General features: G+C 64.3%; 22 protein-coding genes and 1 pseudogene. 14 read left to right on the top strand and 9 right to left on the bottom strand.

Going from position 1 to position 26,989, the window contains the following annotated elements; all coding sequences use genetic code 11:
* The first annotated feature begins 86 nt into the window (after window positions 1-86).
* Window positions 87-869 (top strand): IclR family transcriptional regulator, encoded by a 783-nt coding sequence (locus AB0J47_RS32625; protein ID WP_364354937.1) that lies wholly within the window; start codon window positions 87-89, stop codon window positions 867-869.
* Between the two features lie 176 nt (window positions 870-1,045).
* Window positions 1,046-2,368, top strand: a complete 1,323-nt coding sequence (locus AB0J47_RS32620; RefSeq protein WP_364354934.1) for a family 1 glycosylhydrolase — start codon at window positions 1,046-1,048, stop codon at window positions 2,366-2,368.
* Here AB0J47_RS32620 and AB0J47_RS32615 read toward each other — a convergent pair.
* The 5 genes from AB0J47_RS32615 to AB0J47_RS32595 form a co-directional block, all read right to left on the bottom strand.
* Window positions 2,365-2,523, bottom strand: coding sequence for a hypothetical protein (locus tag AB0J47_RS32615; protein WP_364354931.1), 159 nt, complete (start codon window positions 2,521-2,523; stop codon window positions 2,365-2,367). The genes AB0J47_RS32620 and AB0J47_RS32615 overlap by 4 nt on opposite strands.
* Window positions 2,524-2,566: 43 nt before the next feature.
* Entirely contained in the window at window positions 2,567-2,752 is a 186-nt protein-coding gene (gene dmpI, locus AB0J47_RS32610) for a 4-oxalocrotonate tautomerase DmpI (protein ID WP_364354928.1), read from the bottom strand.
* Window positions 2,753-2,901: 149 nt separating this feature from the next.
* Window positions 2,902-3,783 (bottom strand): LysR family transcriptional regulator, encoded by an 882-nt coding sequence (locus tag AB0J47_RS32605; RefSeq protein ID WP_364354925.1) that lies wholly within the window; start codon window positions 3,781-3,783, stop codon window positions 2,902-2,904.
* Between the two features lie 284 nt (window positions 3,784-4,067).
* Window positions 4,068-4,772 (bottom strand): hypothetical protein, encoded by a 705-nt coding sequence (locus tag AB0J47_RS32600; RefSeq protein WP_364354922.1) that lies wholly within the window; start codon window positions 4,770-4,772, stop codon window positions 4,068-4,070.
* A gap of 357 nt (window positions 4,773-5,129) precedes the next feature.
* Window positions 5,130-6,668, bottom strand: coding sequence for an NAD(P)/FAD-dependent oxidoreductase (locus AB0J47_RS32595; protein WP_364354919.1), 1,539 nt, complete (start codon window positions 6,666-6,668; stop codon window positions 5,130-5,132).
* A 142-nt stretch (window positions 6,669-6,810) separates the two neighbouring features.
* On the opposite strand from AB0J47_RS32595, the gene AB0J47_RS32590 reads away from it, so the two are divergent.
* The 3 genes from AB0J47_RS32590 (at window position 6,811) to AB0J47_RS32580 (ending at window position 12,023) form a co-directional block, all read left to right on the top strand.
* Complete coding sequence (locus AB0J47_RS32590; RefSeq protein ID WP_364354916.1) at window positions 6,811-8,361, top strand: amino acid permease; 1,551 nt, start codon at window positions 6,811-6,813, stop codon at window positions 8,359-8,361.
* Window positions 8,362-8,404: 43 nt separating this feature from the next.
* A complete protein-coding gene (locus tag AB0J47_RS32585; RefSeq protein WP_364354913.1) occupies window positions 8,405-10,798 on the top strand; it encodes an ATP-binding protein in 2,394 nt (797 codons plus the stop codon).
* A 265-nt stretch (window positions 10,799-11,063) separates the two neighbouring features.
* Window positions 11,064-12,023: a glycoside hydrolase family 19 protein gene (locus AB0J47_RS32580; protein ID WP_364354910.1), complete on the top strand. Its 960-nt coding sequence runs from the start codon at window positions 11,064-11,066 to the stop codon at window positions 12,021-12,023.
* Window positions 12,024-12,101: 78 nt separating this feature from the next.
* Here AB0J47_RS32580 and AB0J47_RS32575 read toward each other — a convergent pair whose 3' ends face one another.
* Window positions 12,102-12,716 carry a dihydrofolate reductase family protein gene (locus AB0J47_RS32575; protein WP_364354907.1) on the bottom strand — a complete coding sequence of 205 codons (615 nt, stop codon included), beginning with the start codon at window positions 12,714-12,716 and terminating at the stop codon, window positions 12,102-12,104.
* Window positions 12,717-12,799: 83 nt separating this feature from the next.
* Window positions 12,800-14,008 (bottom strand): annotated as a pseudogene (locus AB0J47_RS32570) (helix-turn-helix domain-containing protein); the annotation flags it as partial.
* A gap of 168 nt (window positions 14,009-14,176) precedes the next feature.
* On the opposite strand from AB0J47_RS32570, the gene pruA reads away from it, so the two are divergent.
* The 9 genes from pruA to AB0J47_RS32525 all read left to right on the top strand — a co-directional run bounded on the left by pruA (window position 14,177) and on the right by AB0J47_RS32525 (window position 25,673).
* Window positions 14,177-15,823, top strand: a complete 1,647-nt coding sequence (gene pruA, locus AB0J47_RS32565) for an L-glutamate gamma-semialdehyde dehydrogenase (protein ID WP_364354904.1) — start codon at window positions 14,177-14,179, stop codon at window positions 15,821-15,823.
* Window positions 15,823-16,782 (top strand): proline dehydrogenase family protein, encoded by a 960-nt coding sequence (locus tag AB0J47_RS32560; RefSeq protein WP_364354901.1) that lies wholly within the window; start codon window positions 15,823-15,825, stop codon window positions 16,780-16,782. Before pruA ends, AB0J47_RS32560 begins: the two co-directional genes overlap by 1 nt.
* A gap of 164 nt (window positions 16,783-16,946) precedes the next feature.
* Window positions 16,947-18,380 (top strand): amino acid permease, encoded by a 1,434-nt coding sequence (locus tag AB0J47_RS32555; RefSeq protein ID WP_364354898.1) that lies wholly within the window; start codon window positions 16,947-16,949, stop codon window positions 18,378-18,380.
* 199 nt (window positions 18,381-18,579) lie between these two features.
* Window positions 18,580-19,380: an NAD(P)-dependent oxidoreductase gene (locus AB0J47_RS32550; RefSeq protein ID WP_364354895.1), complete on the top strand. Its 801-nt coding sequence runs from the start codon at window positions 18,580-18,582 to the stop codon at window positions 19,378-19,380.
* Window positions 19,381-19,496: 116 nt separating this feature from the next.
* Entirely contained in the window at window positions 19,497-20,885 is a 1,389-nt protein-coding gene (locus AB0J47_RS32545; RefSeq protein ID WP_364354891.1) for a sugar porter family MFS transporter, read from the top strand.
* Window positions 20,882-21,886 carry a beta-propeller fold lactonase family protein gene (locus AB0J47_RS32540; protein ID WP_364354888.1) on the top strand — a complete coding sequence of 335 codons (1,005 nt, stop codon included), beginning with the start codon at window positions 20,882-20,884 and terminating at the stop codon, window positions 21,884-21,886. Before AB0J47_RS32545 ends, AB0J47_RS32540 begins: the two co-directional genes overlap by 4 nt.
* A 124-nt stretch (window positions 21,887-22,010) precedes the next feature.
* The gene (locus AB0J47_RS32535) at window positions 22,011-22,919 is read left to right on the top strand and encodes a LysR family transcriptional regulator (RefSeq protein WP_364354885.1); all 909 of its coding nucleotides are present in this window, start codon (window positions 22,011-22,013) and stop codon (window positions 22,917-22,919) included.
* A gap of 32 nt (window positions 22,920-22,951) precedes the next feature.
* Window positions 22,952-24,394: an aldehyde dehydrogenase (NADP(+)) gene (locus AB0J47_RS32530; RefSeq protein WP_364354882.1), complete on the top strand. Its 1,443-nt coding sequence runs from the start codon at window positions 22,952-22,954 to the stop codon at window positions 24,392-24,394.
* Window position 24,395: 1 nt separating this feature from the next.
* A complete protein-coding gene (locus tag AB0J47_RS32525; RefSeq protein ID WP_364354879.1) occupies window positions 24,396-25,673 on the top strand; it encodes a glucarate dehydratase family protein in 1,278 nt (425 codons plus the stop codon).
* Here AB0J47_RS32525 and AB0J47_RS32520 read toward each other — a convergent pair.
* A complete protein-coding gene (locus AB0J47_RS32520) occupies window positions 25,659-26,327 on the bottom strand; it encodes a cyclase family protein (RefSeq protein ID WP_364354876.1) in 669 nt (222 codons plus the stop codon). The two genes, AB0J47_RS32525 and AB0J47_RS32520, sit on opposite strands and share 15 nt — an antisense overlap.
* A 65-nt stretch (window positions 26,328-26,392) precedes the next feature.
* Complete coding sequence (locus tag AB0J47_RS32515; protein ID WP_364354873.1) at window positions 26,393-26,950, bottom strand: helix-turn-helix domain-containing protein; 558 nt, start codon at window positions 26,948-26,950, stop codon at window positions 26,393-26,395.
* Window positions 26,951-26,989: the final 39 nt, after the last annotated feature.

The following is a 26,989-nucleotide window of genomic DNA, read 5'->3' as shown; positions in this document are numbered from 1 at the left end:
CCACCGGGGCGGGTGCAGAATGAGGCTGGGGCAGGTTCCGTCTGGTATCCGAGACATTGACCCGAACCGGCTTGGGAGGAAGTGGCATGGGAACGAGCAGCGACATCCCGGCGCTGCGGCGCGGCCTGGCCGTGCTGCAGCTGATGGCGACCCGGGCCGGACCGGTCTCCGCATCCACGGTCGCGCGTGAGCTGGACATCCCCCGCTCCACCACCTATCACCTGCTCGCGGAGTTGGAGCAGGCCCGTTTCGTCACCCGGCTGCCCGCCGAACGGCGCTACGGCCTCGGTATCGCCGCCTTCGAATTGGGTTCGGCCTATCTGCGCCACGATCCGCTGGAGCGGGTGGCCGGACCGTTGCTGCGCGAGTTGGCCGGACGGGTCGGGCACAACGCGCACCTCGGAGTTCTGCACGGCAATGAACTGCTGTATCTGATCAAGGAACGCCCGGCGCGCCCTGAAACTCTGGTGACCGATGTCGGCGTCCGCCTGCCCGCGCAGTTGACCGCGTCGGGCCGGGCGATCCTGGCGCATCTACCGGCCGCCCATGTGCGGGCACTGTTCCCATCGGCGGCGGCCTTCGTACGTCGCACGGACCGCGGGCCGACCAGCCTCGCGGCGCTGCGCACCATCCTGGCCGCCGAGCGGCGGCGCGGTTGGGCGAGCGAAGACGGACATGTCACCGCCGGATTCGCCTCGGTCGCCTATCCGGCATTCGATCACGACCACCGGCCGATCGCGGCGATCAGCCTGACGCTGCGGCACCATTGCGAGCAGATCCCCTGCGCGGCCGATTGGTCCGGTCTCGCCGCGCAGGTGCGGTCGACCGCTGACGAGCTCACCCGCCGCATCGGTGGACGGGTGAGCTAACGACGCGAGTAGGTAGCAATCGAGACGAACTCCCAGGTCTTTTGACCACAAGCGCGACACACCGATCGCCTGCCCAGATTTCAGCAATCTCACAGTTACGCTGAGAGATCACTACCCGGGGCAATGCCCCACCAGGTGACGCACGACCAACAGTGCCGGATGGGGACAGGAGCTCGATGCGAACACCGATGCGCCGCCGCACCCTGGTCGGACTCGCGTTCATCGCGACCGCGCTACTGCTGCCCGGCATCACCATGCCGACCGCCCAGGCGACCATCGCTCCGTTCGGCCGGGAATTCCTCTGGGGCGTCGCATCATCGGGCTTCCAATCCGAAGGCCATGCGCCGGACAGCAATTGGACCCGCTATATCGAATCCGGCAACGCCGGGGACGACTACGAGAATTCGGTCGACTTCTACAAGCGCTACATCTCCGATATCAACCTGGCCGCACACCTCGGGGTCCGGGTGTATCGGATCGGCATCGAATGGGCGCGGGTCCAGCCGCAACCCGATACCTGGGACGAGGCGGCATTCGGCTTCTACGACAACGTGATAGCGCGCATTCTCGCGACCGGTATGCGGCCGATGCTCACCCTGGATCACTGGGTCTATCCCGGCTGGGCCGTCGATCGCGGCGGCTGGCGCAACCCCGGCATGGTCGAGGATTGGCTGGCCAATATGCGAAAGGTGGTGAGCCGTTATGGCTCTCGCGATCCGCTGTGGGTCACCTTCAACGAGCCCGCCGCCTACATCGGCACCGAACTTCGCATCGGCGCGATCACACCGGACGAGGCGCCCGCAGTGCTGGATCGAATTGCCCAGGCGCACAACGCAATCTACGACACCATCCATCAGAACCGGCCCGACGCGCAGGTCACCAGCAACCTCGGCTATGTAGCGGGCGCCGAGACCGAGGTGAATCAGCCGATCGTGGACCGGATCGCCGATAAGCTCGATTTCATCGGCGTCGACTACTATTTCGCGCCCCTGCCGGAAACGAACAAAGCAGTACAGGGTGGTTCGAACGAGGGTCCAGCGATCTGGGAACTCCCGATTCACACTGAGGGCATCTACTACGCGTTGCGCCATTACGCGCAGCTGTTTCCCGATCGCCCACTGTATGTCGTGGAGAACGGCATGCCCACCGAGGACAGCAAGCCACGCGCCGACGGCTACACCCGCACCGACCACCTCCGCGACACCGTCTACTGGCTCCAGCGCGCCAAAGCCGACGGCATGAACGTCGTCGGGTACAACTACTGGAGCCTGACCGACAACTACGAATGGGGCAGCTACACACCACGTTTCGGCCTCTACACCGTCGACGTCCGCACCGACCCCACGCTGGCCCGCAACCCCACCGACGCCGTCGACGCCTACCGCGGCATCATCCAATCCGGCGGCGTCCCGACCACCTACCGTCCGTCCCGCCCGCCGGTCGAATGCGGCTTGGTCGACCCCCCGGACAGCTGCGACGAAACCGTCGCCTTTCCCTAGCCGAATACCCACACTCGACTGCAGACGAGCTGCACGCCGCCATCGAGCACGCCTTCGCGGCCGCCTCGGAGCACCGGGCGACCCTCTACGGATAGCAGCACCCGGGTGACCGGCCCGACCGGTAACCAGCGCGGCAGGTCATGCTTGATCGGCATGACCGCGACGGTATCGGTCGGGCTTCGGCACCCCTGCTGTGGGCTATTTCTTATCGGCGGTCAGCTGTCCGGCCGCGCCCCAGCTGTCGGCGGGCGTCTCGTGAATCCACACCTGGACGGTTTCGGCCGGAATTTTGTAGGCGTCGACGAAGGCGTCGGTGATCCGGCGGACCAGATCCCGCTCGAGTTCGACGGCGCGCGGACCCTGCTGGACGGTGACGATGGGCATTACTGATCTCCTGTCTGAAAAGGGTTGGGACAGACCGCATCCGGGTGATTCCGACTTGTTCGGCGGCTGTTGTCAGTTCACCCGAAGCAAGGTCGTCGACCAAGGGCCAGTTCGTTCGCACAGCGATAACGAGTGCTTATTGTTGCGGCTCACTTCGCTAGGAGGTCGCGTAACAACGCCGAGCTGGGCGAATCGGTACCGGCCCGCAGGGCGACGGCAATCGGCAGGCTCAGGCCGCCGTCGGCGAACGGACGGAAGGCCACGCGCGGATTGTGCACCTGGCCGGCATTGGCGGCGTAGATCACCGTCCACATTGCGGCGGCGGTGCCGATCGCGGCCAAATTGTCCTGCAGAGTGGTGGCGGTCGGCGCCGGAACGGGCTCGAAACCCGCACGCTGACAAGACATCAGCACCAGGTCCACCAGTGCCGGATGATTGCGCCGCTCGGTCATCCGCAATGGCACCGGGGCCAGGTCGGACAATCGCACCGTCTCCTGTGCGGCCAGCGGATGCCGGGCGGGGAGTGCCGCGACGAGCGGGTCATCCCATGCGCGCAGATATTCGAGGGCGGGAGTTTCCTCGGCGGCGGGTGCACGGACGAACGCCGCGTCCAGCTGTCCGTCGGCGACCTGCGCCAACCGCTCGCGTACCGGCAGCGTGACCAACTCGATCCGCACCCGCGGAAGACGCTCGGCAAAGGCATCGAGGATGGCGTCCAGCCGGGTACCGAGTCCGGTAACTGTGCCGAGCCGGAACACCTCGGCACGCGAACCAGCCAGATCGGCCACCACTGCCCGCGCCTGATCGGCGGCGATCAATACCCTGCGCGCCGCGGGCAGAAACCGCTGCCCGGCCTCCGTCAGCCGCACCCGCCGCGGCGACCGATCCAGCAGCTGAACCTTCAACTCCTGCTCGAGGCGCCGCACCTGCTGACTCACCGCCGGTTGCGCGATATGCAGGCGCTCGGCCGCTCGCCCGAAGTGCAGTTCCTCGGCCACAGTGACGAAATAGCGCAATTGGCGCAGCTCCATGGCGCAGGCTCCTCGGGATAGCGGTCCTTGTCGATTCATGAAACCAGCTACGACCAGCATGAGCGGGCTAGGCGCCGTCCAGCGTCGGCTCCTCGTAGAGATTCAACCCGTCCCGACCGGAGTCCGTGCCGAGGAATCGGCCGTGGTGGATCGGTTGTCAGCAAGTCGAGCAAGTCCCGGTACCAGGCGACACTGCGCGCCAGATCGGTAACCGGCAACTTCGGGACCGACAGAACAAATCGGCGGGCGCTCAATGCGAGCGCCCGCCGATCGATGTGCCGGGTCTACTTCGGCGCCGCGAAAGGCTGGTTGATGGTGGTGAAGTACTGGATTGCGGCGGCGATTGCGACCGGGGCCGTGACGAAAATCTGTCCGGCGAGGGTACCTAGTGCGCCGACGGCGATGATGCCGCCGATGCAGCCGATGGCCGCGGCCGGGATGAACGGGCCGAAGAGGCCGACAATGGTGGCCGCGGCGACGGTCGCGCCCGCGATACCACCAAGGACACAGCCGACGGCGCCGCCACCGAGACCGCCGACCAGGGTGCCGACGGTGGCGCCCATGCTGATGGTGCTGGTCAGGCGGTTCCAGGCGGCTTGCTCACGGTCGTAGTCGGACTTCCACGGGGCCTTGTCCTCGAACGGCAGCGCGACCGGCTTGTACACGGCGTGAGCCATATCGAACTGCGGAGTCAGCGTCGCACTGTGATCCTGGATATCCGCCGCGATCGGGAAGATGAAATCGTCGACCCGGAACGACAGGTCGGTGCCCGCAAGGGTGGTTCCGTCGCCGGCCTTGATCTTGAAGACACCGTTCTCGTCGACCAGTGAACCGACATCGGTCTTGATAATGGTCGAGGACGGGGTCGTGGTAGCCGTGTAGTTCACGACGCCGTTGTCGGTTTCGGGAGCGGCATTCACGGTCCCGGCCGTGACACCGAGCGCCGCGATCACCAGCGCCGAGGTCGCGGCGAATTTCCTCATCAACATGCTTTGGTTCCTAACGGGGTGGACTTCGGAAGCAAGCCCATTAAAGCCGCAGCAAGGCATTGGTGTGTGATCAAATTGTTACTATTTGCCCGCCAATTGCCGCAAGGTCATGCGGGAGTTGATCATGATGTGATCCACATCACATTGACACCAAAATCGGCGTTGATGTCAGCCTATGGCACCTCATACAGGAAATCGGAACGCCGCAATCGGATTCCACCATGGGCAAACGCAAATCCTCCAGCGAAAACCGCCATGACACATCCAGCTTCGACTACCCCACGCGAGACAGTAATGCGGAATACGCATGACACAGTTAAAAGTGTGATGCCTCCCACATTGGCTCTCCACTCGTGGTCAGCGCGTTTCGAGAACCGCCATGGCGGCATTGTGGCCTGGGATACCGCTGACGCCGCCGCCGCGAATCGCGCCGGCACCGCAAATGAAGACGTTGGGCACGTCCGTGGCCACACCCCAGCGCGATGCCGGGGTATCAGTGTCGTCGCAGCGATAGGGGAAGGCCAGGTCTCGGTGGAATATGTGCCCGCCGGGGAGGCCGACCTCACGTTCCAGGTCTACCGGTGACTTGGCCTCGATACAGGGTGCACCGTCCTCGTCGAGGGCGAGGCAGTCGACAAGCGGTTCGGCGATCACCGCATCCAATTGGGCGAGTGCGGCTTTCACGGCCATCGCCTTCGCTGCTTCTGGATCTGTCTCGAAAAGTCTTGCCGGAGTGTGTAATCCGAACAACGTGAGAGTGTGCAGATCGGAGTCGGGTGCCAGGATCGAGGGATCGGTCAGGGTGTGACAGTAAATCTCCGACGGCGCGGCCGACGGGAACCGTCCACCGGACGCCTCGCGGTATGCCTGCTCCAGTTGTGAATACGATTCGGCGATATGGAATGTCCCGGAGAATGCCTCGCGCGGATCTGTGAAGGCATCGCGCAGGCGAGGTAGCCGCCGCAGTACCATATTCACTTTCAGTTGGGAGCCTTCGGGTTTCAGCTCCCCCGGTATACCGAGCAGCCGGGTGAGCTCATGCGGTGCGGCATTCGCGAGCACATGCCGCGCGCCGACCACACCGCCCTCATAGCGCACTTCGGCTGTGAAATTGTCGGATTCGACCTCGGTCACCGCACAACCGGTGATCAGCTCCGCACCGGCGGCACGGGCGGCATCGGCGAGTGCGTCGGTGAGCGCGCCCATACCGCCGATCGGCACATCCCAGTCGCCGGTGCCGCCACCGATCACATGGTAGAGGAAGCACCGGTTCTGCCGCAGTTCAGGATCGTGCGCATGGGTGAAGGTACCGATGAGCGCATCGGTGAGCACAACCCCGCGCACGGTGTCGTCGGCAAAGGTCGACTCGACCGTCTCCCCCAGCGGCCGCTCGAACAGCGCCGCCCAGGTAGCGGGATCATCGACGACCCGCTCGAGCTCCGAACGTGTCGGCAACGGTCGCGTCAGCGTCGGAAACACCCGCTGCGCGAGCCGGCCGGTTGCGCCGTAGAACTCCTGCCACGCCCGGAAATCTCGATCCGATCCGGTGAGCCGCACGAAGCTCTCCCTGGTCTTGGCCTCGGAGCCGGTATCGACCAGCAGTCCGCCGTCCCCGACCGGCGTATACGACGAGATCCGCCGACGCCGCGTCACGAACCGCAGCTCGAGCTCCTCGACGATCTGGCGCGGCAGCAGACTCACCAGATACGAATACCGTGACAACCGCGCGTCGACACCCGCAAACACCCGGTCCGAAACCGCGGCCCCACCGGTGTGCTCTCGGCGCTCCAGCACCAGCACCGAACGCCCGGCTCGCGCCAGGTATGCGGCGGCCACCAGCCCATTGTGACCGCCACCGACCACCACCACGTCATAGGAGGAGCGCATCGGTCGCATCCGTTCTGCCTACCACGGATTGCGCGATTGCCGAGAGATTACGGCCCGGTTTCCATATTTCCCTGCGATTGACCAGCACTCACTTCACACTTAGCTTCTGGCAAACGCAGTATGAGGGCGGCGTTTTCACCCGGGAGCGATCATGACCGAAGCCACCACACCATCCGATGACGAACGGCGCCTCGCCGAACTCGGCTACAAACAGGAATTGGCCAGGTCCTGGTCCGGATTCTCCAACTTCGCGATCAGCTTCACCATCGTCTCCATCCTCACCGGCGGATTGGCCAGTTATGGCATCGGTCTGGCCAACGGCGGCCCGATCACCATGGCATGGGGTTGGCCGCTGGTCTCGGTCATGGTGTTGTTCGTCGGCCTCGCAATGGCCGAATTGGCCTCGGCCTACCCGACTTCCGGCGGTCTTTACTGGTGGGCGTCCGAATTGGGCGGCCCGGTCTGGGGCTGGTTCACCGGGTGGTTCAACCTGATCGGCCAGATCGCGGTGACCGCCGCCATCGACTACGGCGCGGCCATCTTCACCACCGCGGTGCTCAATGTGATCGGCATCGATATCGGAACCGACCGCACCGCAATCTTTTTGGTCTTCACCGCGATCCTGATCCTGCACGCCGTACTCAATGCGCTCGGCCCGCATCTGTCCGCGGTGATCAACAATATTTCGGCCTGGTGGCATGTCGGCGGTGTGGCGATCTTCGTTGTCGTCCTCGGTTTCGGCGCGAGCCACCATCAGAGCGTCGGCTTCGTCTTCACCGAAACTGTGGACAACAGCGCGGTCGGCTTCGGTGGTGTGGCGTTCAGCTTCCTGCTCGGATTGCTGCACGCGCAGTACACATTCACTGGCTACGACGCATCTGCGCATATGTCGGAGGAAACCCACGATGCCGCGCGCACGGCAGCCAAGGGCATCATCAACACCATTGTCGTCTCGGCTGTTGCCGGATATCTGCTCATCATGGCAGTGACCTTCGCCATCCCGAATCTCGACGATGCGCTGGATCCGACGAAGAACAGCGGCTACCCGGTGATCTACATCCTGGAGAACTCGCTGAATTCGTTCTGGTCCGGTCTCTTGCTGATCATCGCCGCGATTGCGCAACTGTTCTGCGGCTACGCCTCGGTCACCTCGGCCTCGCGCATGCTGTTCGCCTTCTCCCGTGACGGTGCGGTGCCGGGATCGGCCTATTGGTCGCGACTTTCGGCCCGCAAGGTGCCGGTGCACGCGGTGTTGTTCATCTCGTTCTTCTCGTTCGTCCTACTGATCCCGTCGATGCTGGTTCCCGCGCAGAACGCGCCGACCGCCTACGCGGCAGCCACGTCCGTCGCCACCATCGGTCTCTACATCGCCTACGGCATCCCGATCCTGTTGCGCCAACTGCACGGCAGCCGATTCCACACCGGCCCTTGGCAACTCGGTCCCTGGTATCGACCTGTCGGCGTCATCGCGTTGATCTGGATCGTGCTGATCAGCCTGTTGTTCATCCTGCCGACCGATGACCGCGGCTACCCCTGGAACAGCGAATTCACTTGGAACACCGTCAATTACGCACCGATCACCCTGGCCGGCGTGGTGGGCGCGATCGGCATCTGGTGGCTCGCATCAGCCAAACACTGGTTCACCGGACCCAGGCGAACGGTCGTCGGGACCGGCGAGTCCGAGGCGCCCGTACAGGCCTGACCTGCCCATATCGGTGGTCGCACGGTGGGGATAGAGTCGACATGTGTCCGTGGAAATCGATTTCCGCGCCGTGTTCGAGTCCGCACCAGGTCTGTACCTGGTGCTCGATCCCGACCTGTGTATCGTCGCGGTGACCGACGCATATGCCGCCGCGACGATGACCGAACGCCGGCACATCCTCGGCAAGAGCATTTTCGAGGTATTTCCGGACAATCCAGACGATCCGACGGCAGAAGGAGTCCGTAACCTGCGGGTTTCGCTGGAACGGGTGCTGCATGACCAAGTCACCGATGCGATGCCGATACAACGCTACGACATCCGCAGGCCCGACGGCGCCTTCTTACAGCGATTCTGGAGCCCGACCAACTCCCCGGTTCTCGGTACCAACGGCGAGCTGCGCTATGTCATACACCGCGTCGAGGATGTCACCGATTTCATCCAGCTCGAAGCATCCGACGCGGCCAAACAACACGAAACGGCCGCGTTGCGGGCTTCGAGGCAGGAAATGGAACAGGAGGTGTTCGCCCGAGCCCGTGAGGTCGCCGAAACCAGCCGACAGCTCAAGGAGGCCAATGCCGAGCTCGCTCAGTTGTACGCTCGCGCGAAGGAACTGGACGAACTGAAGAGCCAGTTCGTCGCCAATATCAGCCACGAGCTGCGAACCCCACTCATGTTGATCTTGGCGCAGACACAAAAGTCGCTCGACCGGTGCGCGCCCGCCGACCGCGATGACCTCGAGCTGATCCTGCGCAATGCGCGCATACTGCGGCGTCAGATCGACGATCTGCTCGACGCCTCGAAGCTGGAGACGGACGCGATACGACCCGATTACGCCTGGATCGATGTCACCGAGCAAGTGCGGCTCGGCTCGGCCTTCTTCGAGTCCATGGCTGTCGACCGCGGCATCCGCCTGGCCGTCGACGCGCCGCAGCCCGTTCCCGCCGCACTCGATCCCGAACACCTGCAGCGCATCCTGCTGAACCTGCTGTCCAACGCCTTCAAGTTCGTCACCGAAGGAGGCGTTATCCGCTGCACCGTGCGCCCTGCCGAGGACGATGTCGTCATCGAGATCGCCGACAGCGGCCCGGGCATACCGGCGTCGCATCGCACCGCCGTCTTCGAGCGGTTCCGTCAGGTCGATGGTGGGGCGACCCGGTCGGTGGGCGGCACCGGTTTGGGTCTGAGCATCGTCCATGATCTGGTGCGCCTGCACCGCGGTGACATCACCATCAGCGACGCACCGGAGGGCGGCGCGATGATCATTATCGAACTACCGCGAGCCGCCCCGCCCGGCACTCCGGTCCGCCGGTCGGCCACCGAGCCGACACCGATTCGGACAAGTAGCGCCGCCGACGCGATCATCGCGGAGCTGACGCCCGAAAGCGGCGACCGCACCACCCTGGTGGATACCGGATCGGATGAGTCGGAACCGAAGCCGTCGGTCATTGTCGTCGAGGACAATGCCGACCTCAACGCCTTGATTCGGGAAGCGCTATCGGAGTCCTATCGGGTCATCACCGCCGACAACGGCGGCACGGGACTGCGGCTGGCCCGAGCACACCGGCCGGATCTGATCCTGTGCGACATCATGATGCCGGGCATGAGCGGCGACGAACTTCTGCGCGAGCTACGCAACGACCACGAGCTGCGGAACACTCCGGTACTCATCGTCAGCGCACGCGCGGACGAGCAGTCGCGACTGGATCTGCTGCGTGGCGGTGCCAACGACTACCTGCGGAAGCCGTTCGAGCTCGACGAACTCCAAGCACGGGTGGACCATCTGGTGAACCTCCGGCTGGCCGAGACACGACTGCGAGCCTTGCGGGTCATCAACGAACGCGACCGCATCGCCCACGAACTGCATCGCACGGTGATCGATCAACTGTTCGGCATCGGGATGCGACTGAGCGGGGTCCGTCCGTTGGCCCGCGTGCCGGCCATCGCCGCCCGCATCGACGGCGCGGTCCGAGAACTCGACGCCGTCATCCATCACATCCGCCATACCGTCACCGGACTCGCCGCGGATGTCGAGAACGCGACCCCGTTCCGAACGCAGATCATGGAACTCACCAGCGAGGCGGCCGAGGCACTCGACGCACAGTCCCAAATCTGCTTCGAAGGACCGGTCAACGATCTCGATCCCGCTCCCGAATCCGCAGCGCTCGGTGCCGTAGCACGGGTACTCGGCACAGTGCGTCAGCGGGCAGTCGCCGAGGATATCCGGGTCAACGTCACCCTCGATGACCGCCAACTTGCCATCGTCATACACGAAATCACGTGGGCACCAACTGATCTCGCAGGTTCGGAGCCCGAGTCCGAACCATTGTCGCAAACCCTTGTCGGCTACGGCGCGACCCTGACGGTCACCACACCCACACCCACCGAAACGGCTTGGTCACTGACGATCCCTCGCACCGAGCAGATGCTGACGGAATAACACCTAGGCCCATCGCTGGGGAGTCGAGGCCCGAAAACGCCGAACTCGTTGTGAGAGAATGCCGAGAATGGGCGGCTCCCCGTACGACCCGATCGACCTCGAGCCCTGGTGGAGTGCCAGATATGGACCGCTCGCGCCGCCGAGGCAGACCGTATCGCCGGTAGTAACACAGGCGCGCGAGGAGATCGACAAGCTGGCGGCACCGCCCGGCTCTTCGCAGGCCATGCAACACGCGGTCGATCTCGCTCGGACGGCATTTCGATTGATGGTCGACCAACTCGGCACCGGAAACCCCTCCGATATCCCTGATCTGACAGCCCTGCTCGATGCGGCGAACCTCTACGATGTGGCCAATAAATCCGTGGTCACCGCGCATTACAATACGAAATCGGCCGAACTGACAGAGCTGACCGCCGGTTTGAAAGAGCGCGATACCAAGCTCTCGGGCAAAGTCGGGGATGTCGCCGGCGATAACGCGCAGATGGCCAAGGAGATCCGAGACGAAGCGCAATCGCTGGGGTTGATCCTGCAGGCGGCTTCGTTGGCTGTCTTCGCGGTAATGGGCAAGTTGACAGCGAGTGATGAAAAGGCGCTGTTGACCGTCATCGTCACGAAGGTCCTGCATGTGGAGAACGACTTCCGCGACCTCCTCGGAACGAACTCCGAGCGGGCCGGGCAGATGAGTCCGGTGACCTTGGAACAACTCGCAGCAATCTTCCCCGACACCCCGAAGAGCAAACTGGAGAAGTATCTCCCTTACCTCGACCAGGCGATGCGTGACTACGGGATCGATACGCCCAAGCGTGCGGCCGCTTTCCTTGCACAGGTTGGAGTGGAGACCGACGATCTGAAAACCCTCGAAGAGTACGGCGACAAGGCCTACTTCGAGCGGAACTACGGGGCACGCAAGGACCTCGGAAACCAGCGGCCCAGTGACGGAGCAGACTTTCACGGTCGAGGCGCTCTGCAACTGACCGGGCGCACCAACTACCGCAAGGCAAGCGATGCCCTCGAGGTCGATTTCGTCGGAAACCCCGACCGCGCCGAAGACCCGAGGTACGCCTTCGCTACTGCGGGATGGTACTGGGACTCCAAGGATTTGAACGACGACGCAGATAAATCAGACATCGACGCGATCACACATTCGATCAATGGCGGAAGCAACGGGAGCGCAGAGCGCACCGAGAATTACAGCCGCGCGCGTAAGGTCCTCGACGCGCAATGATCGAATCGAAGCCGATGGCTCCGCGATCGTAGCTGCACGAGTGGCACATGGTTGCGAAACCATGTGCCACGAAAATCCTCAATCCTCTTGGGGCAGGAACTGTTTCGCGTATTCGTATCCCTCGGTGCCGGCCGCCGGCGCCTTCGCGTAAACCAGATGTATGACACCGGTTTTGAAGGTGTCGGACGAAAGCAGTTGCAGCGCAAGCGCGGAGTCGGTCTCCTTGAACAATCGCAGGCCCTTGCGCACCGCGATCGGGTGCACCAGCAGGTGCAGTTCGTCCAAAAGCCCGACCTCGAGCAGTTGGCGGACAATGGATACCGATCCGCTGATGCCGATGGGTGCTTCGCCGGGCTCGTTCTTCAGCGCCGTGACGGCCTCAACCAGATCACCCTTCAGCACCTCGGAGTTGCGCCAGGTGAAGGTAAGATCCTGATGCGTGACCACGATCTTGCGTGCGTCGCCGAGCTTCTTGGCCATTTCGGCATCGACATCGCCCGCAGCCTCCCGCTCCGGCCACGCCCCGGCGAAACCCTCGTAGGTCTTGCGGCCCAACAGCAGCGTATCGGCCGCGCCGAGCTGGCTGTCGACGGCCGTGGCCATCTCGTCGTTGAAGTACGGGAAATGCCAATCCTGGGGGTTCTCGACAACGCCGTCGAGTGCGATGAACAGTCCGGCGGTGATTTTCCGCATCGGTATCTCCTTGGTCGGTTATTGATGCCGTGTCACCAGATCAGACGGACGGGAGCCGGAATAATCATCGCTGGTGCGCTCGCCTATTCCGGCGATCGGCGATGCAGGGCGAGTTGGAGTTCGAGCAGCAGGCGATCGGCGGGATCGGTGAGGTCCATCCCGACAATGTCCTCGACCCGGCGGATCCGGTAGCGCAGGGTGTTCGGGTGCACCTGTAGTGCTGTCGCGGCATTGCGCACATCGCCGTGTTCGCGCAGGTAGGTCTCGACGCTCTCGCACAGATTCGCGGAGTGCTTGCGGTCGTAGTCCAGCAGCTTGCGCAGGCGTGGATCGTGCAGTTCCGACCGTGCGCCGACGAGATCGAGGATTTCGCCGAGCAGCACCGCGGTGCGCGATTCGGCCAGCGTGGTCACCCGACCGCGCGGATAGGTCGCGGCGGTGCTGTCGAGGACCCGGTCCACCTCGGAGCGCGCGTCCGCGACATGCGCCAGATCAGGTATGGGACAGGCGATGGCGGCGCGCAATTCGAGTTTCGCTTCGAGCTGTTCGACCAGCTGACGGGTCCACGCGGTCACGGCATGCGCGGATCGGTATTGCGGCAATAGCACATACACCCGATCGCCGAGGATGGTGGTCACCGAATCACCGCGAAATGAGCTGGCGCGCAAGCGAAGCATATTGCCGAAGGCGGCGGGTGACTTCACACCGGGAGCGGCCGCGAAGCCGACCACCGCGGCCGGACCGGTCAGCGGCAGATTCAACGCACTCGCCACGGCGGGCACGTCGGCGGTCCCACCACCGGTCCCGAATAGTCGTTGAATCAGCAGCGCCTCGGCGGAGGGCGCGTCCAGGCTGCGCGAAATCAGCCGGGCGGCAATGGCCGAGGCGCCGCGCAGTATCTGCGCGGCATCCGGTTTGAACGGCCGGTCGCCCTGCTGCAGCCAGATCGAGCCGAGCACCCGCGGCGCACTCCCCTCGGCATGTTCGCGAATGCTCACCACCAGACGGCGCTTGATATCCAGCTCTTCGTGCGCCGGTATATCGATGACATCGTCGGTTCCGCGCAGCCGATCGAACACACCCCACTTGCGCAGTACCTGCAGATAGTCGCGCGGCCCCTCCCGGCCGAGGATCGACAGCACCCGCAGCTGGTCGGCCGCCTGATCCGAGGCCGAATATGCGAGCACATGCGATTGCGGGTCCTCGATGGACACCATCCCGCCCGCATTCTGGGCAACCATCTGCGCCAATCCGAACAGATCCAGGTCCGCGGCCACCAACTCGCCCTCGCTAGCCACGACCACTGCCCACTTTCATACGACTCGCCAATCCGGTCATCCCATCTTTGTCCGCTTGTCCGATTCTGCGGGCTGTTTTGCCGTGTTGACTTCGGCTCACCGTCATATTCCAGCGCCGCTAGCGATTGCTTGCAGGTCGCTCGAAACAACACAGGAGGACTCATGGACGCCATCGTGTCCACGCCACGCCCGGCCAATGAGCCGGTCGGCACCTTCGCACCGGGCAGCGCCGAACGCGCACGACTGCGGGCGAAACTGACCGAACTGGCCGCGACGCCGACCGAGATCCACCACGTCATCGGCGGCGAACACCGGCGCGGCTCGGGTAAGAGCATCGACGTCGTGCAGCCGCACAATCACGCCGCCGTACTCGGCACCCTCACCACCGCCGAGGCCGGCGACGTCGAGGATGCGATCGCCGGCGCCTGCGCCGCCGCACCCAGCTGGCGGGCGCTGTCCTTCGAGGATCGCGCCGCGATCTTCCTGCGGGCCGCAGATCTGCTGTCCGGCCCGTGGCGCGAAACCATCGCCGCCGCAACCATGTTGGGGCAGTCCAAGACCGCTTACCAGGCCGAGATCGACGCACCGTGCGAACTGGTCGACTTCTGGCGCTTCAATGTGCATTTCGCCCGGCAGATCCTGGCCGACCAGCCGATCTCCACCCCGGGTGTGTGGAACAAGATCGAATACCGCCCGCTCGAGGGCTTCGTCTACGCGATCACCCCGTTCAACTTCACCGCGATCGCGGGCAATCTACCGACCGCACCCGCCCTGATGGGCAATACGGTCCTGTGGAAGCCATCGCCCACCCAGGCGGTGGCCGCGTATTGGACGATGAAACTGCTCGAGGCCGCGGGTCTGCCGCCCGGTGTCATCAATATGGTGCACGGCGCGGGCCCGAAGATCTCCGATGTCGCGTTGACCGATCGGCGGCTGGCGGGCATCCACTTCACCGGTTCGACCGCGACCTTCCAGCATCTGTGGCGTTCGGTCGCGATGAATATCGCCGACTACAACACCTATCCGCGCCTGGTCGGTGAGACCGGCGGCAAGGATTTCGTGCTGGCACACAGCTCGGCGGATCCGGATGTGCTGACCACCGCGCTGATCCGCGGCGCATTCGACTATCAGGGCCAGAAGTGCTCTGCCGCCTCGCGTGCCTTCATCCCGAAGTCGGTGTGGGCCAAGATGGGTCGCGATCTCATCGACAAGGTCGACGCGCTGACCTACGGCGATGTCACCGATTTCGCGCATTTCGGCGGCGCGGTCATCGATCAGCGCGCCTTCGACCGCAATGCCGATGCCATCGCCCGCGCCAAGGCCACCTCGGGTCTGACCATCGCGGTGGGCGGACATGCCGACGACAGCGTCGGATATTTCGTCGACCCGACCATCCTGCTCGGCGACGACCCCACCGACGAGGCATTCAGCACCGAATACTTCGGCCCGATTCTCGCGGTCCACGTCTACGACGATTCGGTCGCCGGATCCTTCGAGGCGGCGCTCGACCTGGTCGACGGCGGTTCGGCCTACGGCCTGACCGGCGCGATCATCGCCGACGACCGCACTGCCGTGGCCAAGGCGACCGAAAGCCTGCGCTTCACCGCCGGCAACTTCTACATCAACGACAAGCCCACCGGCGCGGTCGTCGGTCAGCAGCCCTTCGGCGGATCCCGCGCGTCGGGCACCAATGACAAGGCCGGCTCGCCCCAGAACCTGTTGCGCTGGACCTCTGCCCGCACCATCAAGGAAACCTTCGTCCCGCCGACCGAGCATACCTATCCGCACCAGGCACCCGAGGAGATCTGATGGCCATTTCCGGTCTGCTTCGCCCAGCCATGCTGGCCGCCTCGCGCTCGCCGCGCATGGAGCGCACCGTCACCCGCATGTCGACCACCAAGAAGCTGGTCGACCGCTTCGTCGCTGGTGAATCCGAGCCGAATGCTGTTGCGGCCGTGGAGAATCTGCTGAGATCGGGTCGGTATATCACCGTCGATTACCTCGGCGAGGACACTACCGATATCGAACAGGCGCGCAATACGGTGACGCACTATCTGTCACTGCTGTCGTTGCTCAGTTTGCTGCGTGAGGCTGGAAGCCCTGGGCCGCTGGAGGTTTCGCTCAAGCTTTCGGCGCTCGGCCAATCCCTGCCGGCGGACGGCCACGCGATCGCCCGCGAGCACGCGCACCAGATCTGCACCGCCGCAGCGGATGCGGGTGTTTTGGTCACCATCGACGCCGAGGATCACACCACCACCGATTCGACGCTGTCGATCGTGCGGGAGTTGCGTGCCGACTTCCCGTCGCTCGGTACGGTTCTGCAGGCCTATCTGCGGCGCACCGAGGCCGACTGCCGGGACTTCTCCGGTCCGGGCTCGCGAATTCGCCTGTGCAAGGGCGCATATCGCGAACCGGCGTCGGTGGCATATCAGAGCCGGGCCGATGTCGACCAGTCCTATCTGGACTGTCTGCGGGTGCTGATGAACGGTGACGGCTATCCGATGGTCGCGACCCACGATCCGGCACTCATCGAGGCGGCCGGAGTGTTCGCCACCGCAACCCGGCGCAGCTGCGACGATTTCGAATTCCAGATGCTCTACGGCATCCGCGACGCCGAACAGCGCCGACTCGTCGGCGAAGACCGGCATGTGCGGGTCTATGTGCCCTATGGCGATCAGTGGTACGGCTACTTCATGCGCCGTCTCGCCGAACGCCCGGCCAATGTGGCGTTCTTCCTGCGCTCACTGCGACCGGGCAGCCAGCGCTGATCCCGTGCTCGGCGGTCTTGTCTGTGCAGTCGGACAAGGCCGCCGAGGTTTATTTATCCAACTCAACGATCACAGCGCGTTTATGGTCCGATTAGCTGAGTGCTGCTCAGAATGTGATCTGCGTTACTGCATGTCGGGTAGCGCAGAGGATGAAAGGAAGACCAATGTCCCTCGCGGAGTTGCGCAGCCAGATGTTGCGCCGTAAACCCCTCGAGCAGATCGAGGAGGAGACCGGGCCCACGGACGAGCAACTGAAGCGGTCACTCGGACTGTGGCAGCTCACGGCGATCGGCGTCGGCGGCATCATCGGCGCGGGCATTTTCGCGCTGGCCGGTTCGGTCGCGCATTCCGTCACGGGCCCGGCGGTGCTCATCTCGTTCCTGATCGCCGGTGTCGCCAGCGCCTGCGCGGCGCTGTGCTACGCGGAATTCGCCGGGATGGTGCCGAAGGCCGGATCCGCCTACACCTACGGCTATGTCTCCCTCGGCGAAATCGCGGGCTGGTTCATCGGCTGGGATCTGCTGCTGGAATACATCGCGGTGGCGGCGGTGGTCGCGATCGGCGTCTCCGGATACTTCAAATTCCTACTGGGACAAGTCGATATCACGCTGCCCGATTGGATGATGGGCGCGCACGGCACCGGAGAGGGGCACGTGATCGACGTCTTCGCGGTGCTGTTCTGTTTGGGCACCGCGTGGTTGCTCTCGCGCGGCATCAAGAGCGTCGGTCGCTTCGAGACGGTCGCCGTCGGCATCAAGGTCGCCTTGGTCGTGCTGATCATCGTGCTCGGCGTCTTCCACATCGACAGCTCCAACTACACCCCGTACTTCCCGTTCGGTGCCGGCGCGGTATGGACCGGTGCGGCAACGGTCTTCTTCGCCGTCTTCGGCTATGACGCGATGAGCACCGCCGCCGAGGAATCCATCGACGGCAAGAAGCATCTGCCCAAGGCCATCATCTACTCGCTGGCCATCGCGATGGTGCTGTATGTGCTGGCCACGCTGGTGCTGACCGGGATGCAGAAGTACACCGAGATCAGCCCGACCAGCGGTTTCTCCACCGCGTTCGAATCGGTCGGCATGCCGGGCGTCGCGAATATCATCGCGATCGGCGCGATCGTCGGCATCATCACGGTGGTACTCACCTTCATGCTCGGCGTGACCCGGGTGTGGTTCGCGATGAGCCGCGACGGGCTGCTGCCGGAGTGGTTCGCCAAGACGCATCCGGTGCGCAAGGTGCCGACCCGGGTGACCTGGATCGTCGGCATCGGATCCGCGACCATGGCCGGTCTGCTCGATATCACCGTGGTAGCCGAGCTGACGAATATCGGCATTCTGATGGCCTTCATCGTGGTCTCGGTCGCGGTAATGGTGCTTCGTCGGACCCGGCCCGATGAGCCGCGCGCATTCAAATTGCCGCTCATGCCGGTGGTGCCACTGGTCGGTATCGGCTTCTCGATCTACCTGATCTGGTCGTTGCCGTGGGAGACCTGGGTGCGCTTCCTGGTGTGGCTGGTTATCGGGCTGGCCGTGTACTTCGGGTACTCGCGGATGCATTCCAAGTTGCAGCGCGACGGGGACGTCTCGCTGGCGAAGTAGACGATCGACCGATGCCGCAACGGCATCGGTCGATACAGAAATGGTCTTGGACAGGCATCAGTACGGGGCCATACCCTTCTGACACGTTCGGGTGGAAGTGACCTACCCCACACTTCCACCCGGCACACAGGAGGAAACCAATGTGCGCGGACCGCAGTTCTGTCGGCATTTTCCGCTATATGAGCGAGACCGATGCCCCATGACTGATCACCGAATTCTGATAACCGGCGCCGGCGGCGGAATCGGCACGCTCATGCGGCCCCGCCTACGGCGTCCCGATCGCGTTCTGCGGCTACTGGATCTGACCGAACTCCCCGCGCCGACCGCAGGCGAGCGGGTCGAGCTCGTCACCGGATCGCTTGCCGATCCGGCCACCATCGCAGCGGCCTGCCGAGACGTGGATGCGATCATCCATCTCGGCGGAATCAGTCGCGAAGACAGCTGGGACAACGTTCTCGCCGTCAATATCGACGGCACGCATAAGGTTCTGGAGGCGGCGCGGCAGGCCGGTGTGCCGCGGGTCGTGCTCGCTTCGAGTAACCATGCCGTGGGATTCCGCGCCGTGGGCGACGAACCGATTCCCGGCGATGCCTCGCCCCGACCCGATACCTATTACGGTGTCAGCAAAGTCGCCGTCGAGGCGCTCGGCAGTCTCTATCACTCCCGCTTCGGCATGGACGTGATCTGCATCCGGATCGGCTCGTGTTTCGAACGTCCACATGATGCGCGCGGACTGTCGATGTGGTTGTCCCCCAACGATTGTGCACAATTGTTCGAGGCCTGCTTGGCTGCCGAGCGACCAGGCTATCGGGTGATCTGGGGCGTCTCCGCCAATACCCGTGCCGTCGTATCACTGCGCGAGGCCGAAGAACTCGGCTACCGCAGCCAGGACGACGCCGAACAGTTCGCCGCCGATATTCCCACTGTCAACGATCCCGGTCCGTGGCTTATCGGCGGCCCCTTCGTGGAAACCCCACTCGGCAAACCGAATCCGCTCTGACCTCCACCGAAAACGCATCACCCGATACACAGACGGAATCGTCTTTCTCCGAACTTCGCGCCATCAGCATGTGACGCTGATGACACTTTGCTCCACCGCGAAAGAAGTACCGCACAATGCAATTCAATACAACGGCCGCGCCGAAATCGGCGCTCGCGTCCAACGTCAAATTTCTCTATTTCTTCGGCGCTCTCGGCGGCATTCTCTTCGGTTACGACCTCGGGGTCATCTCCGGTGTGCTGTTGTTCATCAAGAAGTCATGGCACCTGTCCTCGGTGACACAGGGCGTGATCGGCGGCTGCTTGGCCGCCGGTGCCGTGATCGGCGCGGCCATCGCCGGACGGATCACCGATCGGCTGGGCAGGCGGCGAACCATCATGCTGGCCGCAGCGGTCTTCTCGGTCGGGGCGCTCGGCTGTGCGCTCGCACCCAATGTGACGGTCCTGGTGATTGCCCGCTTCATTACCGGTATCGCGGTGGGGTGTTCGTCGGCGACCGTACCCACCTACCTGTCGGAACTGGCCCCGACCAGGGCCCGCGGCGCATTGTCGACGTTGAATCAGCTGATGATCGTCTCGGGCATCCTGATCGCCTACATCGTGGACTGGGCGCTGTCCGGCAGCGGTAACTGGCGCATGATGTTCGCGGTCGCGGTGATTCCCGCTGCGGCGCTGTTGGCGGGTATGTCGGTGCTGCCGGAGACGCCGCGCTGGCTGGTCCATGCCGGGCGCGAGGAGGAAGCACGGGCCGTGCTGGCGGGAACCCATCGGGCCGATGAGATCGAATCCGAGATAAACAGTATCCGTTCGGTCATTCGATTGGATGAGCAGCAGAAGGGGCGGCTGCGCGATCTGTTGGCACCGTGGGCGCGGCCCGCCTTGGTCGTGGCGCTTATTCTGGCTGTCGGACAACAGTTCTCGGGCGTCAATGCCGTGAATGTGTACGCGCCGACCATGTTCAAAGATCTCGGCTTCGGGAATTCGACCTCACTGCTGGCTTCCATTGTGCTGGGTGCGATCAAGGTGGCATTCACGGCCTGGGTGATCTTCGTGGTAGACCGTTGGGGCCGAAAGCCTTTGCTGCTGCTCGGCAATGTGTGTATGGCCTCGTCCCTGTTCCTGCTCGGCGCCATCGTGCTCGGTGTGCACAATCACACCATTACCGGCCTCACCACGCTGATTCTGCTCAATGTCTATCTCGCGGGTTACGAATTGGGTTGGGGCGCGGTGGTGTGGGTGATGATGGCGGAGATCTTCCCGCTGCGGGTGCGCGGTGTCGGCATGGGCGTCGGCAGTGTCGTGCTGTGGAGTTCGACCTTCGCCATCACGTTCCTGTTCCCGGTGATGAACGATCACCTCGGACTCGGCTATTCGGCCTGGATCTTCGCCGCGGTCAGCGTGGTGATGTTCCTGCTGGTACAGCGGTTCGTGCCGGAGACCAATGGTCGCAGTCTGGAACAAATCGAGTTGGAACTGCGAGCCCGGGTCAGCCGAAAATCCGCATGAGCGTGGTCTATGTCTCGAATGCCGACAGTCGCGAAATCTCGGTGCTGCGACTCGACGACGACGGTGCGCTGACGCTCGTCGAGTCGTGGCCGGTGGACGGCGCGGTGATGCCCATGGCGATGAGTCCGGACCACCGGTACCTCTACGCATCGCTGCGCTCGGCCCCCTTCGCGGTGGCGGTATTCGCCACAGATCCGGCGACGGGGCGGTTGACACCGCTATCGACCGCGCCGTTGCCGGACAATATGGCCTATCTCGCGACGGATCGAAGCGGGCGTTATCTGCTGAGCGCTTCGTATTCGGGCGACAAGATCGCGGTCAATCCGATCGCATCCGATGGCAGCGTCGGACCGCCGGTCACGGTGGAATCGACACCGCGGCATGCGCATTCGATACTGACCGATCCGTCGAACCGGTATCTGTTCGCGGCATCACTCGGCGGTGATGTGATTCTGCAGTACCGCTTCGATGCCCGAACCGGCCGGCTCACACCGAATGAGCCGCCGCGGGTCGAGGCCGCACCTGGCGCTGGTCCGCGCCACCTCGTATTCCATCCGTCCGGCTCCTTCGCCTATGTGGCGAATGAGCTGGACGGTACGGTGAACAGTTACCGCTTCGAATCCGATACGGGCACGCTCACTCTGATCGCCTCAGCGTCGGTGCTGCCGCCCGAATCAGATGGGCCACCCTGGACTTCAGAGCTGCGCCGCACACCCGATGGCCGCTATCTCTATGTGACCGAACGGACTTCGAGCACGATCACCGGATTCCGTATCGACTCGGCGACCGGGCTGCTCGATCCGCTCGGACACACGCCCACCGAGACCCAGCCGCGCGGATTCGCCATCGATCCCAGCGGGCGGTTCCTGGTGGTCGCGGGGCAGAAATCCGATGCCGTCACCAGCTACGCCATCGATCCCGCGACCGGCTCGCTCATCCCGCGCCAACAACTCGGTGTCGGTCGCGACCCCAACTGGGTCGAGATCGTCACCCTCAGATGAATACCTTCAAGGTATCGGTTGATGCCGAATTGGCGTTGGACGAGTATCAGTAGCGAGTCATAGCCTGCGGAGAGCGCAATCTGCGGGCGAGGCGGAGTGCACGCCACAACGCAGGAGGAGAACGATGTCGATGCTGTCGCTGGAGCACGTCCGCGGCTTCGTCACGGTGGCCGAGGAGGGCAATTTCCGTCGGGCGGCCGAACGCCTGCAGATGACGCAACCACCGCTGAGCCGCCAGATCCAGAAGCTCGAACGCGATATCGGGGTGGAACTCTTCGACCGCTCCCAGCGGCAGGTCCAGTTGACCCCGGCTGGCGAGGTCTTCCTGACCGAGGCGCGTCGTCTCCTGGCCATGGCGGGCGCTGCGCCCGGCACCGCCCGCTTGGTAGCCGCGGGCGGGGCGGGCACGGTGCGGATCGGCTTCACCGCGGCGTCGGGCTTCGGATTCCTCGGCCGGTTCCTCAACCACATCGAGGCCGGGCTCGACCAGGTCGAGATCGTGCTGCGTGAGATGGTGAGTTCCGACCAGTTCGAGAATCTACGCAGCGGTGGCCTCGATCTGGCGCTGGCCCGCCCGCCGTTCGATCGCAGCGAATTCGATTCGCGGCTGGTGCATTCCGAAGGCTTGATGCTGGCCGTGCCGGAACAGCACAAACTGGCCGGGAACGGTCCGATCGCGATCGAGGAACTGGGCGGCGAGACGATGCTGGTGTACGCGCCGGGCCCGGCCCGCTATTTCGCCGATCTGGTTTCCGGCATCCTCGCGGCCGTGCCATACACCGCCACCCACGAACTCACCCAGGTACACACCATGCTCGCGCTGGTGGCCGCCGGACGCGGTCTGGCACTGGTACCGGAAACCGCCACCCATCTGCATCCCGACGGCGTGCGGTTCCGGCCGCTCATCGGCGTCGAAGATCCCGTTGTCCTGCACGCGATCTGGCGACGCGAGTGCGCCAATCCGGCGCTGCACCGAGTCATCGAACTGCTCGATTCGCTGCCGCCCGCACCACTGATCGCCACGATCGCTTGAACAGCACCACCGCCAACCTTCGGAAGGATTTCATGGACACCGACCTCGACGAACTAGAGCGGATCATCGCCGCGGCAACCGATGCCGCAGGCCGCCTAGCCGACACCACACCCACCGAACGCGCGCAGTGGCTCACCCGTATCGCCGACGCCCTCGACGCGGCCGCCGATGAACTCGTCCCGCTCGCCGCGGCCGAAACCCATCTGCCCGAAACACCGCGCCTGCGTGGCGAATTGACCCGCACTACCTTCCAGTTGCGACTCTTCGCCCAAGTGCTCGCCGATGGCGAATTCCTCGCCGCCACTGTGGATCACGCCGATCCGAGCTGGCCGATGGGACCGCGACCCGATATCCGGCGCAGCCTAGTGCCGATCGGCCCCACACTCGTTTTCGCGGCGAGCAACTTTCCGTTCGCGTTCAGCGTCGCGGGTGGCGATACCGCCTCGGCACTGGCCGCAGGCTGTCCCGTTGTCCTCAAAGCACATCCGGGCCACCCGCGACTCTCCGAACGGACCGGAGCCATTGTACGCGAGGCACTGACGACGGCCGGCGCCCCGGCAGGCACCTTCGCGGTCATCCACGGTGTCGAAGCGGGCACTACCGCACTGCGTCATCCGGATATCGCCGCCGCATCGTTCACCGGTTCCCTGGCAGGTGGCCGGGCACTGTTCGATATCGCATCGTCGCGACCGCGCCCGATCCCGTTCTACGGCGAACTCGGCAGCGTCAATCCGGTAGTGGTCCTGCCCGGAGCGATCCGCGCGCGCGGACAACAGATCGTCGAGGGTTTCGTCGGATCGTTCACCCTCGGCTCCGGACAGTTCTGCACCAAGCCCGGTGTGCTGCTGCTGCCTTCGGAGCACGGACTCACCGATGCGCTGACCGCGGCGGTCGCAGCCGTGCCACCACGGCCGCTACTCAACGACCACATCGCCAACGGCTTCCGATCGCGCGTCACCACCCTGCGCGACAATCCCACAGTCACAGCCCTTTCGGCACCGAAGGATCTACTCGCACCGACCTTACTGAGCGTGCAAGCCACCGATTTCCGGTCAGGCGGCGCGGCCCTACAGGCGGAATGCTTCGGCCCGGCGGCACTGGTCGTCGAATACTCGAATCCCGTTGAGCTGGAACAGGTTCTGCGCCAGCTCGAGCCCGGTCTCACCGCCACGATCGTTGCGGAGACCTCCGAGATCGACGATGTGCGTCCCCTGCTGCCGGCCCTCACCGCACTCGCGGGCCGACTGCTGTGGAACGACTGGCCCACCGGCGTCACGGTCAGCTGGGCCCAACAGCACGGCGGCCCGTATCCGGCCACTACCGCGCCGACCGCCACCTCCGTGGGCACCGCCGCCATCGCCCGCTTCCTGCGGCCGGTCGCCTGGCAGGGCTTCCCGGACGACCTACTTCCACCGGCCCTGCGCGAGGCCAACCCGTGGCGGCTGCCGCGCCGGGTCGACGGAAAGCGAGACTGACATGTCCCCTGTTATCACCGATGTTCGACTGACCCCGATCCTCATCGCGGACGCTCCCCTGCTCAATGTCGGCGGCGTGCACCAGCCGTATACGCCGCGCCTGATTGTCGAGATCGAAACCGACAGCGGCGCTCACGGTCTCGGCGAAACCTATGGCGATCGCGTCTACCTCGAACGCGCGGCCGACCTCGCCGAACAACTGATCGGCATGCCGGTCGCCGCGATCAACGCCATTCGCCTGCTCGGTGCGAACACCACCGGGGAGGTGCTGATCGACAACCCGATCGCGGGTGGTCTGCGCGGCACCCTCACCACCGATAAGGTCCGCCTCAGCGTGATATCGGCCTTCGAATCCGCCGCACTCGACGCCCACGGTCGCGAACTCGGCCTACCGGTGCACGCCTTGCTCGGCGGCAAGGTCCGCGACCGGGTCGACTACTCCGGCTACCTATTCTACAAGTGGGCCGAACATCCGTTCCCCGACGCACCGACCGACGACTGGGGCGAGGTGATCGACCCCGATGGCGTCGTCCGCCTGGCCGAAAAGTTCGCCACCTATGGCGGATTCCGCTCGTTCAAACTCAAGGGCGGTGTGTTCCCGCCGGAGGAGGAAGTCGCCGCGATCGACGCACTGGCCAAGGCATTTCCGGATCATCCGCTGCGGCTGGACCCCAATGGCGGCTGGTCGCTGGCCAGCGCAACGACTGTGGCCGAGCAGCTTTCGGGCGTCGTCGAATACCTCGAGGACCCCACCGCGCGCCGCGAGGATATGGCCGAAGTGCATCGCCGCACCGGAATGCCCCTGGCCACCAATATGATCGTCACCTCGATCGAGGAAGTCCGCCCCGCCTTCGATATCGATGCGGTCCAGATCGTGCTGTCCGACCATCACTTCTGGGGCGGACTGTTCGCCACCCGCGACCTGGCCGCGGTCTGCCACGCATACGGCAAGGGCGTCTCGATGCATTCGAACACCCACCTAGGAATCAGCCTCGCGGCAATGACCCACGTGGCCGCCACCGTCGCCGAGTTGACCTACGCCTGCGACACCCACTACCCATGGCAGCCCGAAGATGTGATCACCGAACCCTTTGTCTTCGAAGAGGGTGCCGTCACCGTCCCCGACGCACCGGGCCTCGGCGTCGAACTCGATACAGACGCAGTCGAGCGGCTGCACCACCGCTGGAAAGCCTTGCCGCAGTGGCACAATCGGGATGACATCGCGGGCATGCGCCTGGTCGATGCGGCATACCGACCGCCGACCTCACCCAAATACTGACAGATCGGTCCAGGCAACAGCCCGTAACGGAAACGAGCCCATCCCACGCACCGGCGCAGGCAGTGCGACCAGCCTGGCACCGATGTCGGGGACCGCGTCCAGGTTCGTCAACTGCTCGATGATCGGGATTCCCGCCCCGAGCAGCGTGTGGTGGCACGGTCGCGTCGGCAGGGATGTGTCATCGACGTCGAGCGAGTCGATGCCGACCAGTGCCACATTGGCGGCGACCAGCGCATCGGCTACCTCACCGACCAAGTACGGATGCCCGGGGCCTCGATACTCGGACGAACCCCAGCGCGCCGACCAGCCGGTGTGCACGAGCACCGCCTTGCCCCATAGCCGTGCCGGGTCGCCGAGCAGATCAGGTCCCACTACGCGGATTCCCGCCGCGCGGATCATAACGATCGGCACGTTGAACAGCCGTTCCAGCGGCAGCTCGGCGATATCGGCGCCGTCGGCATCGAAATGGAAGGGCGCGTCGATATATGTCCCCGCATTGCCGACGGTATCCACGCGCGCGATCTCGTGGGTCATGTCGACCAGTGCCGACCGGTCACGCGCGGTATGTATGGTGACTCGCGGTGCGGGCAGGCCCGGATAGGTGAGCATGCCGTCCGAGATCGGATGAGACAGCTCAACTATGGCCTTGCTCATGGTGATGACCGTACTCGCCGATCCACGCCCACGCGGCGAGCTACTGCACACTCTCGCCACGGGCATCACGTGCGCAGGCCACGCTCCAATATTGCCCATGCCTGCCGGGATGTGGCCTGTCTGGATTCCGGGTCGGTCTTCGCCAGCAGGGCCGCCAGCATCGCCACCGCTATGACGATATCCGTCGCCGTAAGGTCGGCGCGGATATCGCCGCGCCGGCCGGGGTCGTCGAGCATCTGGCCGATGAGGCCGAGCAGCCGCCAAGCCGCGCCGAGCAACTGCTCGTCCTCGGTGTTCGACGGATAGATCATGGCGAGGAAGGCCGCGGACGCTGTCAGCTGATCGACGATCAGGGCCAGCACGTCCCCGACCGTGGTCGCCGGGTCGGCGGCAAGTACTTCGATCTCGACGATATTTTCTTCGAATACCGCGAGCGCAATGCTCTCCCTGGTCGGAAAATGCCGGTACAGCACGCCCTGCCCGACACCTGCCGCGCGCGCTATCAAACTGAATGGTGCGTCGAAACCGTTCTCCGCAAACACAGTTCGAGCCGCTCGAATCAGAGCCGCTCGGTTTTCGGCAGCGGCTTTCGGTCCGGGATTTGCTCGGCGCGACGCTGTCATTCGCCCAACCTACCGCTTGACTCCTTCCACAGTCTCCAG

Origin of the sequence: Nocardia sp. NPDC049737, assembly GCF_040674755.1 — a bacterium.
In the GTDB taxonomy this organism is placed as follows: domain Bacteria; phylum Actinomycetota; class Actinomycetes; order Mycobacteriales; family Mycobacteriaceae; genus Nocardia.
The sequence above is the reverse complement of the archived record's forward strand: the minus strand, read 5'-3'. Positions and strand labels throughout refer to the sequence as shown.